At 44.5% G+C, this 13,415-nt stretch carries 16 protein-coding genes; 2 read left to right on the top strand and 14 right to left on the bottom strand.

From position 1 onward, the window contains the following. The first annotated feature begins 98 nt into the window (after nt 1-98). Nucleotides 99-398 (top strand): DUF406 family protein, encoded by a 300-nt coding sequence (locus OCU87_RS18025; protein WP_062689478.1) that lies wholly within the window; start codon nt 99-101, stop codon nt 396-398. Nucleotides 399-709: 311 nt separating this feature from the next. Next, nucleotides 710-874 carry a hypothetical protein gene (locus OCU87_RS18020; RefSeq protein ID WP_164488546.1) on the top strand — a complete coding sequence of 55 codons (165 nt, stop codon included), beginning with the start codon at nt 710-712 and terminating at the stop codon, nt 872-874. Between the two features lie 80 nt (nt 875-954). Here the strand turns inward: OCU87_RS18020 and OCU87_RS18015 are convergent, their stop codons facing one another. The 14 genes from OCU87_RS18015 to OCU87_RS17950 all read right to left on the bottom strand — a co-directional run bounded on the left by OCU87_RS18015 (nt 955) and on the right by OCU87_RS17950 (nt 12,799). Continuing rightward, complete coding sequence (locus tag OCU87_RS18015) at nt 955-1,215, bottom strand: DUF1496 domain-containing protein (RefSeq protein WP_062689477.1); 261 nt, start codon at nt 1,213-1,215, stop codon at nt 955-957. A 146-nt stretch (nt 1,216-1,361) separates the two neighbouring features. Beyond that, nucleotides 1,362-1,691: a DMT family transporter gene (locus OCU87_RS18010; protein ID WP_062689475.1), complete on the bottom strand. Its 330-nt coding sequence runs from the start codon at nt 1,689-1,691 to the stop codon at nt 1,362-1,364. After that, entirely contained in the window at nt 1,685-2,092 is a 408-nt protein-coding gene (locus tag OCU87_RS18005) for a DMT family transporter (RefSeq protein ID WP_261858999.1), read from the bottom strand. Before OCU87_RS18005 ends, OCU87_RS18010 begins: the two co-directional genes overlap by 7 nt. Nucleotides 2,093-2,148: 56 nt before the next feature. Continuing rightward, nucleotides 2,149-2,883 (bottom strand): hypothetical protein, encoded by a 735-nt coding sequence (locus OCU87_RS18000; protein WP_261858998.1) that lies wholly within the window; start codon nt 2,881-2,883, stop codon nt 2,149-2,151. Between the two features lie 11 nt (nt 2,884-2,894). Next, nucleotides 2,895-3,548: a phosphate propanoyltransferase gene (locus tag OCU87_RS17995; protein WP_261858997.1), complete on the bottom strand. Its 654-nt coding sequence runs from the start codon at nt 3,546-3,548 to the stop codon at nt 2,895-2,897. Then, complete coding sequence (locus tag OCU87_RS17990) at nt 3,545-4,177, bottom strand: BMC domain-containing protein (RefSeq protein WP_261858996.1); 633 nt, start codon at nt 4,175-4,177, stop codon at nt 3,545-3,547. The genes OCU87_RS17995 and OCU87_RS17990 overlap by 4 nt, the downstream gene beginning before the upstream one ends. Before the next feature lie 6 nt (nt 4,178-4,183). Next, a complete protein-coding gene (gene cutD / locus OCU87_RS17985) occupies nt 4,184-5,158 on the bottom strand; it encodes a choline TMA-lyase-activating enzyme (RefSeq protein ID WP_261858995.1) in 975 nt (324 codons plus the stop codon). Between the two features lie 104 nt (nt 5,159-5,262). Beyond that, entirely contained in the window at nt 5,263-8,676 is a 3,414-nt protein-coding gene (gene cutC, locus OCU87_RS17980; RefSeq protein WP_261858994.1) for a choline trimethylamine-lyase, read from the bottom strand. Between the two features lie 93 nt (nt 8,677-8,769). Beyond that, nucleotides 8,770-9,912: a 1-propanol dehydrogenase PduQ gene (locus OCU87_RS17975; protein WP_261858993.1), complete on the bottom strand. Its 1,143-nt coding sequence runs from the start codon at nt 9,910-9,912 to the stop codon at nt 8,770-8,772. A 14-nt stretch (nt 9,913-9,926) separates the two neighbouring features. Next, complete coding sequence (locus OCU87_RS17970; protein WP_062689459.1) at nt 9,927-10,184, bottom strand: EutN/CcmL family microcompartment protein; 258 nt, start codon at nt 10,182-10,184, stop codon at nt 9,927-9,929. Nucleotides 10,185-10,208: 24 nt separating this feature from the next. Next, complete coding sequence (locus OCU87_RS17965; protein ID WP_261858992.1) at nt 10,209-11,864, bottom strand: acetaldehyde dehydrogenase (acetylating); 1,656 nt, start codon at nt 11,862-11,864, stop codon at nt 10,209-10,211. A 61-nt stretch (nt 11,865-11,925) separates the two neighbouring features. Next, nucleotides 11,926-12,204, bottom strand: coding sequence for a BMC domain-containing protein (locus tag OCU87_RS17960; RefSeq protein ID WP_062689455.1), 279 nt, complete (start codon nt 12,202-12,204; stop codon nt 11,926-11,928). A gap of 12 nt (nt 12,205-12,216) precedes the next feature. Beyond that, nucleotides 12,217-12,501, bottom strand: coding sequence for a BMC domain-containing protein (locus OCU87_RS17955; RefSeq protein WP_062689453.1), 285 nt, complete (start codon nt 12,499-12,501; stop codon nt 12,217-12,219). A gap of 19 nt (nt 12,502-12,520) precedes the next feature. Further along, a complete protein-coding gene (locus tag OCU87_RS17950; protein ID WP_048899356.1) occupies nt 12,521-12,799 on the bottom strand; it encodes a BMC domain-containing protein in 279 nt (92 codons plus the stop codon). Nucleotides 12,800-13,415 lie beyond the last annotated feature (616 nt).

Genomic DNA, 13,415 nt, shown 5'->3' with positions numbered 1-13,415 from the left:
TATTCAACTTTTACAATCCTATTTTTCATCAATATTCCATAGCACTCAACCTGCCAAGACATTACACTATGCCCATAAAACCAATGGGGATTAAAGTCATGTCAAACCAAGATTTAGAACATCAAGCCTGTGAAGCTTGTGGCGTTTCAGCTGAAATGGGATTTATCATTAAAGAAAATGATGATGTTGCTGAAGTGCAGATTTTTGCTAATGGCAAAACAGCACTACTTGCTGAATTAAATAACTACTTAGCATTGGCTAAAGAAGTGAATGCAAATTTCAAGCACGAAACAAATGAAATCACAGAAGATAGTCAACAGCTAACAGCTCGTATCGAGTTTGAATGCAGTGCTGAAAAGCTTATCTTTGAATTACGTAGCCGCTCTATCGCTAAGTAATCAAGAGACTCATAACATTCTTAATAGGAATGGATAACTAATCAGGTGCTTAACGGTTTATCACATTCAGCACCTGATTATTTTTTCACCATTGATACATTACTTATCTACTAACCTTGGTTAGCCTCGCAAAATAAATCACTGCATGCGAATAAAAACCCAGCTTAAGCCTCCCCCTTCGCATAAAAGCTCAAATTCGCTATGCGAATTAAATACTGGAAATTATCTCAGCTTTGTATAAAATCTAAACCAGAGTATGCATTATGACGCATTACATTTATACCAGGTTTAATTTAAGAAGGGATGCATTTATGAAAACTAACAAGGCAAAAGTGATTTCGAGCTGGAAACCAACCAACAGTCGTGAAGCTGCAGCAATGAAAGAACTGCTAATGAATGAGATGGGTGTAACAGCGACTCACCACCAAGGTGGGACTGGTAAACTAGCACCTAATTCAGGCCGCATGGTACGCTAGAATCAAACAAATTTAGTGTAATAGCAGTGGTCTATCGCCACTGCTCTTTCGTTTAAAGCAATAAAGCCAATCCGCAGCTATCAAACACCGACTTTGTGCCAACTTAGTGCACCATTTTGTTCAAACGACTTTTCTGGCAAGCACTCCAGTAATATCTTCTCAACGCTAATGACAGCGCCTAACGAATAAGCTTTATCATCATAAAAGCACACCCGCTTTCCAACGTTTGGCACATCAATTTGTACCTTCGTTTTCGTACCTGTAGAAATCGTTTTACTCTCAAATGCTTGGGCAGAAGCACTGATACAAAGCGCACTCAGTAATATCATCATCCCTTTCATTGGTTTTGACCTGTTATTCTTTTATGAGTAGCGCCACTCTACCACAGCATAAATCACATTACTTTGTAGCAAGTAAAACAATAAGTTACCGATACAACAAAGCCGACTATTCGCCGGCTTTAAATACAAATTCAACCACAGGGTGATTACATTTGTGAGAACATATTCATGGTAATGCCACCAGTGATAATCAAGCCCATTGCGATAATCGCGGGAAGATCAGGTTTTTGTTTATATAGCACCATAGAACAAAGCGTTACACCAACAATACCGAAACCACACCATAAAGAGTAAGCAATACCAACGGGGATATAACCCATTGCTTTTGTCAGTGCAAAGTAACAAATACTGTAAGCACTAATCACAAGGATTGACGGACCAAGCTTACGGAAGTTATTGGTTTTTTTTATGAACGAGGTACCTGTGATTTCAGAACAGATAGACAAAGCTAACCATAATACGCCTGCATTTAACATTGTACTTCTCCCTCTTTAATTGTTGTTTTTACTTCCACTTCTTCGGTTTCTTCTTCACCCATTTTTGAGAACAGGTTCATGATGATGATGCCGCTGGCAATGATCGTCATACCTATCATTGCCGCCATATCAGGGTGTTGACCGTAGAACACCATGCCCAAGGTTGATACTAATAAGATCCCAGTACCAGACCATGTCGCATACGCTAAACCTACCGGTAAGTATTTCACTGCTTGCGACAGAGAGTAATAACAAACGATGTAAAGAAGAACGATAACCGCTAGCAATGCCGTTTTAGTGAAACCAACACTGGTATCAAACATTTTTAGGGTTGATGTTGCCGAGGTTTCAGATGCAATAACCAGTACCATCCACAACCATTTTTTTACAGATTCAGACATTTTCAGCTCCTAGCTTAAATTAAATTTTGTCTTACGATTGGATAAAATTGTCACACTCACTGTTGTTGTTCTTTTATGTATTCCGCGGCAAGATCCGTTAAATTATCTTGCAACGTGTAGGCATTCACTCCTTTGCTTTTCACCTCATTAAGGGTGATATATCCTGATAGCGGATCAGCTGTAGATACACTCGGTGTTTCTGGCTTATTTAACGCCATGCCTTGTGTTTCCGTCTCTTGCATTACCGCTTTTATGTCAGTTAACGACCCGCTTTTAGCGCCTAATGTTGTTATGGTTACGAGTTGTTGTTTTGCTCTCTCACACATAGCGGCATTAGTCGATAGACCGAGTAATTGATTAAGCTCGCTGGTTAAATCACACTGATAATCCAATACGTACGTTGGCATGCCTTTCATCAGCGCATACTGAAACAAGACTGCCGCCGGGCTTAAATACATCCCGTTACTGACTTCACCAAGGGTGGCAAAATCCAAATAAGGAAACAGTATTTGCGCATATTGGTTAAGCCACTCTGATGGATTTGTGCCATCCCAGTGGGCTTGAGTACCAAGGTGCTGGACTGCCATCAGTTCATTTTTAAGGTGCTGGTTTGAGTTTTGGCTCGCCAAAATATGCCAATGTATCCCTTGCCATGTAGCCAATTGATTCGCTATTTCATGGTGATAACCATTGGCTGCAGTCAGCACAATTAATGTTGGCTTACCCATTTTCGCGAGTACTTGTTCAACGATGGTGTTAATAGTGCTGTCGTTAAAACCTTGCTCACTCATGCTTTACTCCGTTAACTCACGAGATAAACTGCGTCGCCTGAACGAATACCTGCGGCATTGGCTTCATCCGTGTCGATATGAAACTCAAGTGCGTAACGGCTATCGACTCGAACAACCACTTGTTCAAATACCAACCCACATTGCTGCCCAGCACTGACGCGTACTTTTTGACCATGCTCAACCCCTAGTACCAAAGCATCTTGCGGTGACATATGAATATGACGTTGCGCACAGATAACTTTTGATTGCAGATTGGCATGCCCAGCAGTGCCCACTAGCAATGCATCAGCAGATTGATATAAATCTCCAGACTCTCGAACTGGGGCTTTAATGCCTAAGGCATAGCAATCAGCCTTTGATACTTCGAGTTGTGTTTCTGCCCTTGCGGGACCTAATACACGCACTTTACTTAGACTGCCTTTAGGACCAACAACCATGACGCACTCTTGGGCTGCAAATTGACCAGGTTGACGCAGTTCCTTTAGCGGCGTTAGTTGATAACCTGCACCAAACAGTGCTTCAATATCAGGTTGCGAAAGGTGTACATGGCGGTTTGATACCCCAGTTGGAATACCAACAGGGGTATCCGACGACACGGCTTGTGCCCACGCTTGTGAAGCAGGTAGGCGCAGCTGAATTTGATTCATTAATGCCGTATTAATCATTTTTTACTTCCCTGCGATTTTGTTGCGCTTGCTCGTTTACGACGCGATGACGCGGGCTTACGTTTCGGCTCATTGGTTACGGGTGTCTCTTCTTGTGTTTCTTTGGCTATTGCAGGTTGTTGCTCCATTGCTGTTGGAACCGCTGGCTCCGACGTCTCAGCAGGTTGAGAGTCTGATAACGAATTCGTTGCAATTGTTTTATTTTCACCATCATTCGCCTTGATTGATTCTGCTTGCACAGCCTCATTCATTGACGTCAGTTCAGGTATTACCTCTTCTTCTATCGAAGTCTGTATTACGGTTTCTTCAACCGGTACTTTCCGTTCGGATTCATCGGCCACAGCCTGCAAAATAGGACCTCTCGCCAACATAGCGAGCACACTGCTATCTGGCCGTGCCATCACTAACGCCATGTTGCTTGCAGACTGCTCACGAATAGCATTAAGACCACTATCCACCGCTGCTTTTACTGCACTGATTTCACCTTCAAAGTAAACGGAAACCAATCCAGAACCCGCTTTTCGGTACCCCGCTAAGCTCACGCCAGCTGCTTTACATGCAGCATCCGCAGCATGAATGGCAGCAGTGAAGCCAACGGTTTCTATCACTCCAAGACTTATCGTCATCATTTCTCCTTAATGTCGAACTAAGCGAATGTCGAAATCAAATTTGGTGAAAAAGTCACTCAATTGGTTCAGCTCTTCATCGCTATAACCAAGGTCTTGGGTGATGGGATAAATCATGTCGAGCTTGTCGTACTTGGTTTTACCAAACTGGTGGTAAGGTAGAACATCAATTCGCTGGATATTGCCGTTACCGCGTTTGGCTAGCTCCATCACGTATTCAAATGCACCAGTGATCGAGTCGTACGAATCGTTATGGCCTCGGATCAGTGGCATACGAATCACAATATTGGCGCCAAGCTCAACAAGGCGTTCAAGGTTACGTTTTACGCCTTCATTACCTATGCCTAGTAGCTCGCGATGCTGGTTAGTGTCGATTTGCTTAATATCAAACAAGAACAAATCAGTGCATTTAGCTAACTTTTCGTAATTGGCAAGGCTGGTTGTCCCCTGCGTTTCAATGGCGGTATTGATCATCTGCTTTTTACATTCAGTAAGTAGCGCTGCTGCAAAATCTGTTTGTAAGCTCAGCTCGCCGCCACCAAGAGTGACACCACCACCAGAAGACATATAAAAGTCATAATCTTGCATGACGATTTCCATCAGCTCAGACACGGTGACGTCTTTGCCCATAATGTCTAATGCGTTGCCCATACAAACGTCTTCACATTTACGGCAGCCAATACAATCAACATTTCGGTTAATGGAATGAACCGCGTTGCCATCAGCATCTGTCGACATTAGGTGAACGCCAGCAGGGCAAACGTCGGCACATTTACCACAGGCAATACATTTGTCGTGGCTAAACATCACTTGAAACTTACTGCTTAATCCTTCTGGGTTGGCACACCACTCACAACGTAAGTTACAACCCTTGAAAAAAATCAGCGTACGGATCCCATCACCGTCATAAATAGAGTATTTTTGAATATTAAAAATACGGCCTTTCAACTCGGTTTCATTACTCACTTCAATTACCCCAGTCATTGTTGTTCTCCTCACTTTGCTTGCGCATTTGCCTTCACATATTTGCTACTGTTCAGGCTTAGTGGTGTTTTATGTAAGGGGGCTTTCACCCCCTTAGTGCTGGGTTAGAATTTTTCTAAAACCGTACGGCTGATGATTTCATCCTGAACTTCTTTACAAAGTTCAACGAAGTAAGCGCTGTAGCCTGCAACACGAACAATCAAGTCGCGGTATTTTTCAGGTTCAAGTTGGGCTTTTTTCAACACTTCGTTATCGACGTAGCTGAATTGCATTTGGCCGTTACCCAAAATTGATGCAGTACGTAATAAGGTGATCAGACCGTTTTTCCCTTCAGGGGTATCAAGTAGCCCTTTCAGGAATTTGAAGTTGTGCACCATGCCGATATTCATGGTTTCAACGTTCATTTTACTGACTGATTTAATGATGGCTGTTGGACCATTTTTATCAGCGCCTTGGGTCGGGCTGATACCATCCGATAGCGGCATCCATGCTAAACGTCCGTTTGGCGTTGCATTGGTTAACTCACCAATTGGGGTGTTATTAGAGATAGATAAGGTGCCGTGACTCATGGTTGAATACAGCATTTGGTAATCGCGACATTCGCGTTCGGTCCATTCGGTAATATCCAGAGCAAACTCATCGGCATAGTTATCATCGTTACCGAATTTAGGTGCGTTTAAGCAGTCGCGGCGAAGCTCTTCAAAGCCTTCGAAGTTAGCCAGCATCGCATCTCGTATTTGATCTAAGGTGTATTTCTTATCTTCAAAGACCAACTTGCGAATAGCAGCCATTGAATCGACATAGGTCGCTAGACCAGAGAAAATCAAACCAGGGCCGTGGTTGATTACCGCGCCACCCGCAGCTACGTCTTTACCTTGCTCCATACAGCCTTCAACCATCAAAGACATCAGTGGCTTAGGCGCAACATCGCGGTGTACACGTTGGCTAATAACGGTACCAATTGCAGACAATTTGATGATGTGTGCAATCTGTACTTTCACTGCTCGCTCGAATTGTTCGAAAGAGTGAATTTGGTTTAATTCGCCCGTATCAAGACCTTGGTAACTATCAAATAACACCATACGGCCTCGGTTTAGAACGAACTCAATCGCAATCGGCCATTGGGTGTAACCTGTTGATGTCCATTGGTAAATACGGCCCGATTTTTGCGGTTCCACACAGCCCATTAGGCAGTAATCGCGTGCATCTTCAAAATCGTAACCTTTACGTAGCATCATCTTGATGTGAGAGTCATCGAAGTGACAAGCTGGGAAGCCCATGCCTGCTTTAACCACATCCACAATTTTCTCTAGGTAATGCTGTGGTGATTGGTTGTGGATACGACATGCCAGCGACGGTTGGTACACTTTTACATAGCGCACTGCGTCCATGATCATCAGCGTAAGATCATTGGTTGCATCACCACCTTGGCGCTTCTGGCCACCCACTGTTAAGTTAATAAACGGCTGGTAACCCGCGAAGTATTTCGCACCTAGCTCGCTCGACATCCACATCAATTCAGCACACTTGATGATGAAAGCTTGCATCATTTCAAGCGCTTGCTCTTCTGTTAGGCGTCCTGAATCAATATCTGCACGGTACATTGGGTAGCAGTACTGGTCTAAACGTCCAAGTGACAGACCCGTTTGGTTTTCTTCCACTTCAAATAACGACTCAATAGTCCAGATGCTTTGCAGTGCTTCTTGCAATGTTTTAGGCGGATTTGCAGGTACGTTTTCGTTCGTTTGAGCAATAGTTAATAGCTCAGCACGACGTTGTGGGTTCGTTTCTTTTTCCGCTAATTCCAATGCATGTGCTGCGATACGGTGCGAATAAGCCACTACACCTTCACAGGTTTCAATCGATGCTTTATAGAAGTAGATCTTGTCGATGTCGTCTGGGTTTTCCATACTTAGCGATGCCAATTTTTCTTCCGCATCAGCTTTAATACCGTTCATACCTTTTGTGAACAGTAGAATGTCGTAACCCGGGCAAGTATCACCACCACCGTTAATTTGGTGGTAAGACAAATCACTGACAAAGGTTTCACCACTGAAGTCCCAAAGCCCTGCTTCGCGGTATTGCGCTTCACAAATTTCATCAAGCGAACGGCCTTCCCAGAACGGAACGATCTCTTCGCGAATAACGCGTTTGTCTTCTTCTGAAATTTCAAACGGGTCTTGTGCGCGCGTGCTCATGGTATCAAGCTCATCACGTACCCAACGCCACGCGATATCTGGCGAGAATGCACCAGCACGTGGTTTGCCACATGGATGACCAACAATAAGTTCATCATCTTGAATAAGTAGCGGTGCCGTTTCACACGCAAAACGGAAAGCTTTAGCGCGCAATAAAATGAGCGGTAGGCCTTGGTGTTTTTTGGTCACTTCGGTAAATGCTTGAGCGCGGTAGATAGACACGCTTGGACGTGCTTTTAGGTAGTTACTACGTAAGCGTTGCATACGTGGCGTTAACCCTTCCATTTCTTTCACATCACATTCTGCAGCAGCGGCAAAACACGATGCTTTTGTCGTCGTCGCAGCAACAGCGCCAGCTTGGTATAAACGCATTTGTAGCGCATTGTTCAAGCTTGCTAGATTATTACGTGCCGCAAGTAACATGGTAGAAAGTTCGTTTTGTACCAGTTGACCATCTGTCATCTGGCCGCCTTGCACTAACCAATCGAACATTGGGTAGCCAGCAGTTGCAACATCAGCACGCACTTCAGAAAGCTCAACCAGTTTCAGCCATAAAGACTCAACCACTTCGTAAGCTTGTTCTGCGGTGATCACACCCGCATTAATATCACGTTGGTAGTAACCGTAAAGCGCTTTATCGAAGCCAATATGGCCGACAGCGTAACCGCCGTTATCAAGGTGCATCATCAGTTGAATTAAGTAGAACGCCTGACACGCTTCTTTAAATGTGCGCGCTGGTTGGCCAAGAATATGACGCAGTGTTGCTGCAGCTTCTTGTAGTTCAGCTTTACGGTATGGGTGACTTTCAGCGCTCGCTTTCGCATCTAATTCTGCGGCTAAACGTTGGGTCAAGGTGTCGGCACCTTTGCAAGCCAACAACATGGCTTTGCCTTGGTTAACTTCGTCCATGCCATTACGGCTGATCGCGCTACCAATATTTTTAAGGCGAGATTCCATGTGCTGCTCGAGCACTTTAAGACCGGTGCTAATCACTGTCATGTAATCTGGCGTGTTACTTGTATCGCTATTTAAGAATCCAAATACCGACGGGCTATTAAGCTCTTCTTCTGTATGGAAAATAGCGCCACGTAATGCTGATGATTGACTACCTACAATTAATTCATCTTGGCCGATGTATAACGGTAGATCTGACATTAGTTGACTGAAGTGTTGTGCTTTTTTAACCAGCGGTTGCATGCCAGCAATGTCTTCGCCAATAGAGGCTAAAATAGTTGCACGTTCTGAATTAATAGAGCTGTTTTTTGCAAGTAACTTTTCAGCCAGCATTTTTACACGCGGCGTTAGAGAATAGTTGGCCATTTTAGCCTCTCCTACTATTTTGTTTCAATTTGGCCAGCAATACTGGCCATTCGAATATTGGATAAATGCGTAACCGTTTTTACATAACGACAGTTACGTTAACGGTGCCGATAGAAAACTCTGGCGATACAAGGTTTCCAGTTCTATTGCGCTCGCGGAGCGCGGACTGGTTGGGGTACAGTTGTCTTGTTCGGCCAGCGTTACCATCGCAGTCAGTGCGGTGTTAAAGTCATGCTCTGCAATACCACAAGCTTGAATATTGGTAGGTAACCCAAGTTGTTCACGTAGCACATCTATGGCGACTAATAAGCTACGCACACCTTCACGATAATCAGCAGCTGGTAAACCAAGCATTGCTGCGAGTCGTGCGTATTTCTTCGCCGCAGGCGTATCACATGCCCCAGTGAAGTCAGCGTTAAAAGCAACTATCTGGCTCATTAATAAGGCATTGGCACGGCCGTGCGGTACACCAAATTTACCGCCAAGCGCATGTGCCAGACTGTGGGTGATCCCCAAAGAAGCATTGGTAAATGCCATACCCGCAATACACGATGCGTTGTGCATTTTTTCACGTGCTTGAAGGTCACTACCTTGCAGGTAACAATCCAACAGGTGAGCAAAAACTAGCTGAACGGCTTTTTCTGCCAGTGCATCACTAAAATCAGAAGCTTGGTTAGACACGTAAGCTTCTAACGCATGACACAGAACATCCATCCCGGTATCAGCAGTGATCGCTGCAGGTACTGACTTCACCAATGCAGGGTCAAGAATGGCAAGGTCTGGTAGCATGTATTCATCAACGACAACCCACTTTTCAGTGTTAGATTTAATCACTGAAAAGGCTGTCACCTCAGAGCCAGTGCCACTGGTTGTAGGAATCGCGACAAAGTACGGCTTGTGCTGTAACTGACCACCTTGCGATAAGGTATAAATCACCCCTTTCGCCGCATCGATAACAGAGCCTCCACCGACCGCAACCACAACGTCTGGTTTTGCAGCAACAAACGCTTTCATACCATTCGCAATCACAGCCAAATCAGGATCGGGCGTCACATCAGCAAATACATCAACCACCATCTGATTCGCTTGCAAATGCTGGCCAACCATTTCTGCGATACCAAACTTAACCATGGCTTGATCTGTGATGATCAATGCACGCTGACCTTGTAGAGTGCGCAATTTAGTCAGTGCGTTAGCACCAAATTGAATGGCTGGCTTGATCTGAAATTCATTCATGTTTCTGCCTTTCCCTATCGACCTTGATGGATCTTTTCTACGATGCCGACAATCGACATAGCCTTGTACTCTTGCTTATGGAGCGCAAAGTACTCTTCAACTAACACATGGTCGTTAACACCTGCGCCAACACAATCAACCGCGACATAAGTACGATCTTTCACAGGCTCTAAATCATCGCCAAGTGCTGTTACAAGTAATAAATTGGAACCACGTAGCTCATCACTTTTCTGGGTAGCGACGACACGTCCAGTCACTGTTGCAAGAATCATATTCTTACCACCTTGGTTTAAGTGCTATGGCGCAAGACGACCCATGACTTGTTTAATGATGCGCTCAACTTGCGCTTCATTTATCTCGTCATTTGCAGGGCTTACTGCGGTTGTAAAACGATCGTCACCTTGATTAGAGGCAATGGCGTTTGAAGCAGCAGGAATTACGGCTACCGTTGGCGCTACATCAGAACCTGTGAAGCGTGTATCTTCAAAAATACTGACAGACTTGACTACAGCTGTCGGAGCGACAGTTGGTTCAACACACGCACTGAATGTCGGCTCGCAAGCAGGAGCAGGTGCGGCAACAGGTTGACGAAGGTCTTCGATAGAACGGACGCCATAGCCGACTTTTCTTACATTCAATAAGTTCATCGGGCCAACGTTATCGGAGCTAGAACCACCACCAAGTGCACCACAACCCAATGTCAGGGCTGGCGTAATATTGGTTGTTGCTCCAATGCCACCAAGGGCTGCAGGCGTATTCACTAGCATTCTGAAGACAGGTTTTTCTAATGCAAATTCGCGTACTACGTCAGGATTCTGAGTATGAATAACCAGGGTATGACCCATGCCTTCATTGGTTAGCAAAGCTAAAACTCGCTCGCACGCTGTGTGCCAGTTTTCTTCAACATACAGACCAAGTACAGGACACAGTTTTTCGCGTGAGTATGGGTTTTGCGGGGATACTGTCGTTTGTGGTGACACTAATACCGTTGTTGTAGCAGGAACAATAAAGCCCGCTTTTTGTGCTAACGTAACAGCGCACTGACCAACTAACTCTGGATTGATCATGCCATTTGGACGCAATAAGATTGCAGCAAGTTGATCTGATTCTTGTTCATTCATCAGGTAAGCACCTTGACGAACTAACTCGAAATGAACTTGGTCATAAATGCAACGCTCAGCAATAATGGATTGCTCTGACGCACAAATAACACCGTTATCAAATGTTTTACTGGTGATAATATCTTTGACGGCTTGCGGTATATTCGCACTGCGCTCAATGAATGCAGGACCATTGCCTGGACCACCACTGATAGTTGGCGTACCTGAAGCATAAGCTGCACGCACCATGCCTTCACCACCTGTCGCTAAGATCAAAGACACATCTTTGCTCTTCATTAGCGTTTCAGTTGCTTGCATTGTTAATAACGTTACACCGTCGACAATCCCTTCAGGAGCGCCCGCTTCTAATGCTGCACGTTTAACAACATCAATTGCTTGCTGGCTACACACTTTTGCATTCGGGTGTGGCGAGAAAATGATGGCATTACCCGCTTTTAAAGCGATCAATGTTTTGTAGAAAATTGTCGACGTTGGGTTTGTCGACGGGACTAACGCTGTAATCACACCAAGTGGAACACCGACTTCCATGACCTTTTTCGCTGAGTCGTCAGCAATAATGCCCACGGTTTTCATATCGCGGATATGTTGGTGTACTTGGGTTGAAGCAAATAGGTTTTTAAGTACCTTGTCTTGCCAGCGACCAAAACCTGTTTCTTGGTGAGCTGACTTCGCTAACGTTTCTGCATGGCGCGCGGCTTCAGCAGCAATGTGAGCAACAATTTTATCAACTTGTTCTTGTGTGAACTTCGCAAATTGACGCTGAGCATTTTTCGCATTCTTCACCAACTCACGAGCGGCTTGAATGGATTGCAAATCTTTATCTAACATCATGACCATAATCCTTCATCTTACTTCCCGCTAGCGAGGCATCGCCCAGCCAGCAGGACTATCCTCATGCTCGGTGCTGAGAGGCAATTTTTTCGATGTCGTTATGTGGGCGAGCAATCACACGGTGTGATACCACAGTGCCAACTTTCTGAGCCGCTTCGATGCCAGACTCAACCGCAGCATTCACAGCGCCTACATCGCCTTTTACCATTACAGTCACTAAACCTGAGCCCACATTTTCGTAGCCGATAAGTTCAATATTCGCGGCTTTACACATTGCATCGGCAGCTTCAATTGCTGGAACTAACCCTTTTGTTTCAATAAGACCTAATGAGTCTCTCATCGGATATTCCTTTTATTCAGTCATGGTGTATTGAGAAACGATTTTCTCAATATCAGTATGTGGACGAGCAATCACTAGCGAAGTAACAACTTCACCAACACGTTGTGCAGATTCAACGCCTGAATCAACCGCGGCTTTTACCGCACCTACATCACCGCGAACCATCGCTGTAACTAAACCTGAACCCACATTTTCGTAGCCAATCAGATCAACATTTGCGGCTTTACACATTGCATCTGCCGCTTCAATACATGCGACCAAGCCTTTAGTTTCAATCAAACCTAATGCGTCTTTCATTACAAACTCCTTGTTAGCCTTAGGCTTTATGCTTAATTACAATCTTGTCGATGTCGTTATGAGGGCGTGCAATCACTAACGATGTCACGACTTCACCCACGCGCTGTGCAGATTCAACACCTGAATCAACCGCTGCCTTTACGGCACCTACATCACCTTTGACCATGGCAGTCACTAAACCTGAACCTACGTTTTCGTAGCCAATCAGTTCGACATTCGCGGCTTTACACATTGCGTCTGCAGCTTCAACACATGCCACAAGACCTTTTGTTTCAATCAAACCTAATGCGTCACCCATGTTTGATTCCTCCGTTACTGAGATTAAATATTGTTATTAGGAGGTGGCTAGAAAAGCAGGAGGCTTGCTGTGTCATTTAATAAAAACAAGCCATTAGCGACCTCGAAATGACTATATCCCCGCAAAAAACAAAATGGCAGATTACCCCTCAAATGTAAGATAATTAGCTAATTACTCTGCTATAGATGGGCATTCACGCCCTTATTTATCAAATAATCCTGTTTTTTAGGTTTTGCCAACGTACTGTAAAAACATTTTCACACCATATTCTCTATTTAGTTTGCACAGAGAATTCAATTGAAAATTATTCTTATTTGTCAGTCAGTTAAGGATGATAAGTGTGAAGTTGAGCAGAGATATTGCACAAGGTAATGCCATCTCCTGGTGATAGGTACAGCATCAGAAGTAGCGATAGAAGAGAGAATAAGAAGATAATTGATGACTTTCACTCTCGGCATCAAAAGTCGGCATAACAGCCTTTTCTACTGCAATGACAACAGCCAGTAGCTGGCCTTCCATTTTGTATGGATCAACGTTGATACCAATAGGATAAGTAGGTGTTCAGGTAATTGACGGGATAAATAACGCGTGAGTCTGGGTCTGGGTCTGGGTCTGG

This window comes from Photobacterium sanguinicancri (genome assembly GCF_024346675.1).
GTDB lineage: Bacteria > Pseudomonadota > Gammaproteobacteria > Enterobacterales > Vibrionaceae > Photobacterium > Photobacterium sanguinicancri.
This window is presented reverse-complemented; position numbering and strand designations above follow the sequence as displayed.

Excerpts from the sequence above, each read along its gene's own strand:
- OCU87_RS18025 (WP_062689478.1), top strand. The coding sequence starts at position 99 with ATGTCAAACCAAGATTTAGAACATCAAGCCTGTGAAGCTTGTGGCGTT.
- OCU87_RS18020 (WP_164488546.1), top strand. The coding sequence starts at position 710 with ATGAAAACTAACAAGGCAAAAGTGATTTCGAGCTGGAAACCAACCAAC.
- OCU87_RS18015 (WP_062689477.1), bottom strand. The coding sequence starts at position 1,215 with ATGAAAGGGATGATGATATTACTGAGTGCGCTTTGTATCAGTGCTTCT.
- OCU87_RS18010 (WP_062689475.1), bottom strand. The coding sequence starts at position 1,691 with ATGTTAAATGCAGGCGTATTATGGTTAGCTTTGTCTATCTGTTCTGAA.
- OCU87_RS18005 (WP_261858999.1), bottom strand. The coding sequence starts at position 2,092 with ATGTCTGAATCTGTAAAAAAATGGTTGTGGATGGTACTGGTTATTGCA.
- OCU87_RS18000 (WP_261858998.1), bottom strand. The coding sequence starts at position 2,883 with ATGAGTGAGCAAGGTTTTAACGACAGCACTATTAACACCATCGTTGAA.
- OCU87_RS17995 (WP_261858997.1), bottom strand. The coding sequence starts at position 3,548 with ATGATTAATACGGCATTAATGAATCAAATTCAGCTGCGCCTACCTGCT.
- OCU87_RS17990 (WP_261858996.1), bottom strand. The coding sequence starts at position 4,177 with ATGATGACGATAAGTCTTGGAGTGATAGAAACCGTTGGCTTCACTGCT.
- cutD (WP_261858995.1), bottom strand. The coding sequence starts at position 5,158 with ATGACTGGGGTAATTGAAGTGAGTAATGAAACCGAGTTGAAAGGCCGT.
- cutC (WP_261858994.1), bottom strand. The coding sequence starts at position 8,676 with ATGGCCAACTATTCTCTAACGCCGCGTGTAAAAATGCTGGCTGAAAAG.
- OCU87_RS17975 (WP_261858993.1), bottom strand. The coding sequence starts at position 9,912 with ATGAATGAATTTCAGATCAAGCCAGCCATTCAATTTGGTGCTAACGCA.
- OCU87_RS17970 (WP_062689459.1), bottom strand. The coding sequence starts at position 10,184 with ATGATTCTTGCAACAGTGACTGGACGTGTCGTCGCTACCCAGAAAAGT.
- OCU87_RS17965 (WP_261858992.1), bottom strand. The coding sequence starts at position 11,864 with ATGATGTTAGATAAAGATTTGCAATCCATTCAAGCCGCTCGTGAGTTG.
- OCU87_RS17960 (WP_062689455.1), bottom strand. The coding sequence starts at position 12,204 with ATGAGAGACTCATTAGGTCTTATTGAAACAAAAGGGTTAGTTCCAGCA.
- OCU87_RS17955 (WP_062689453.1), bottom strand. The coding sequence starts at position 12,501 with ATGAAAGACGCATTAGGTTTGATTGAAACTAAAGGCTTGGTCGCATGT.
- OCU87_RS17950 (WP_048899356.1), bottom strand. The coding sequence starts at position 12,799 with ATGGGTGACGCATTAGGTTTGATTGAAACAAAAGGTCTTGTGGCATGT.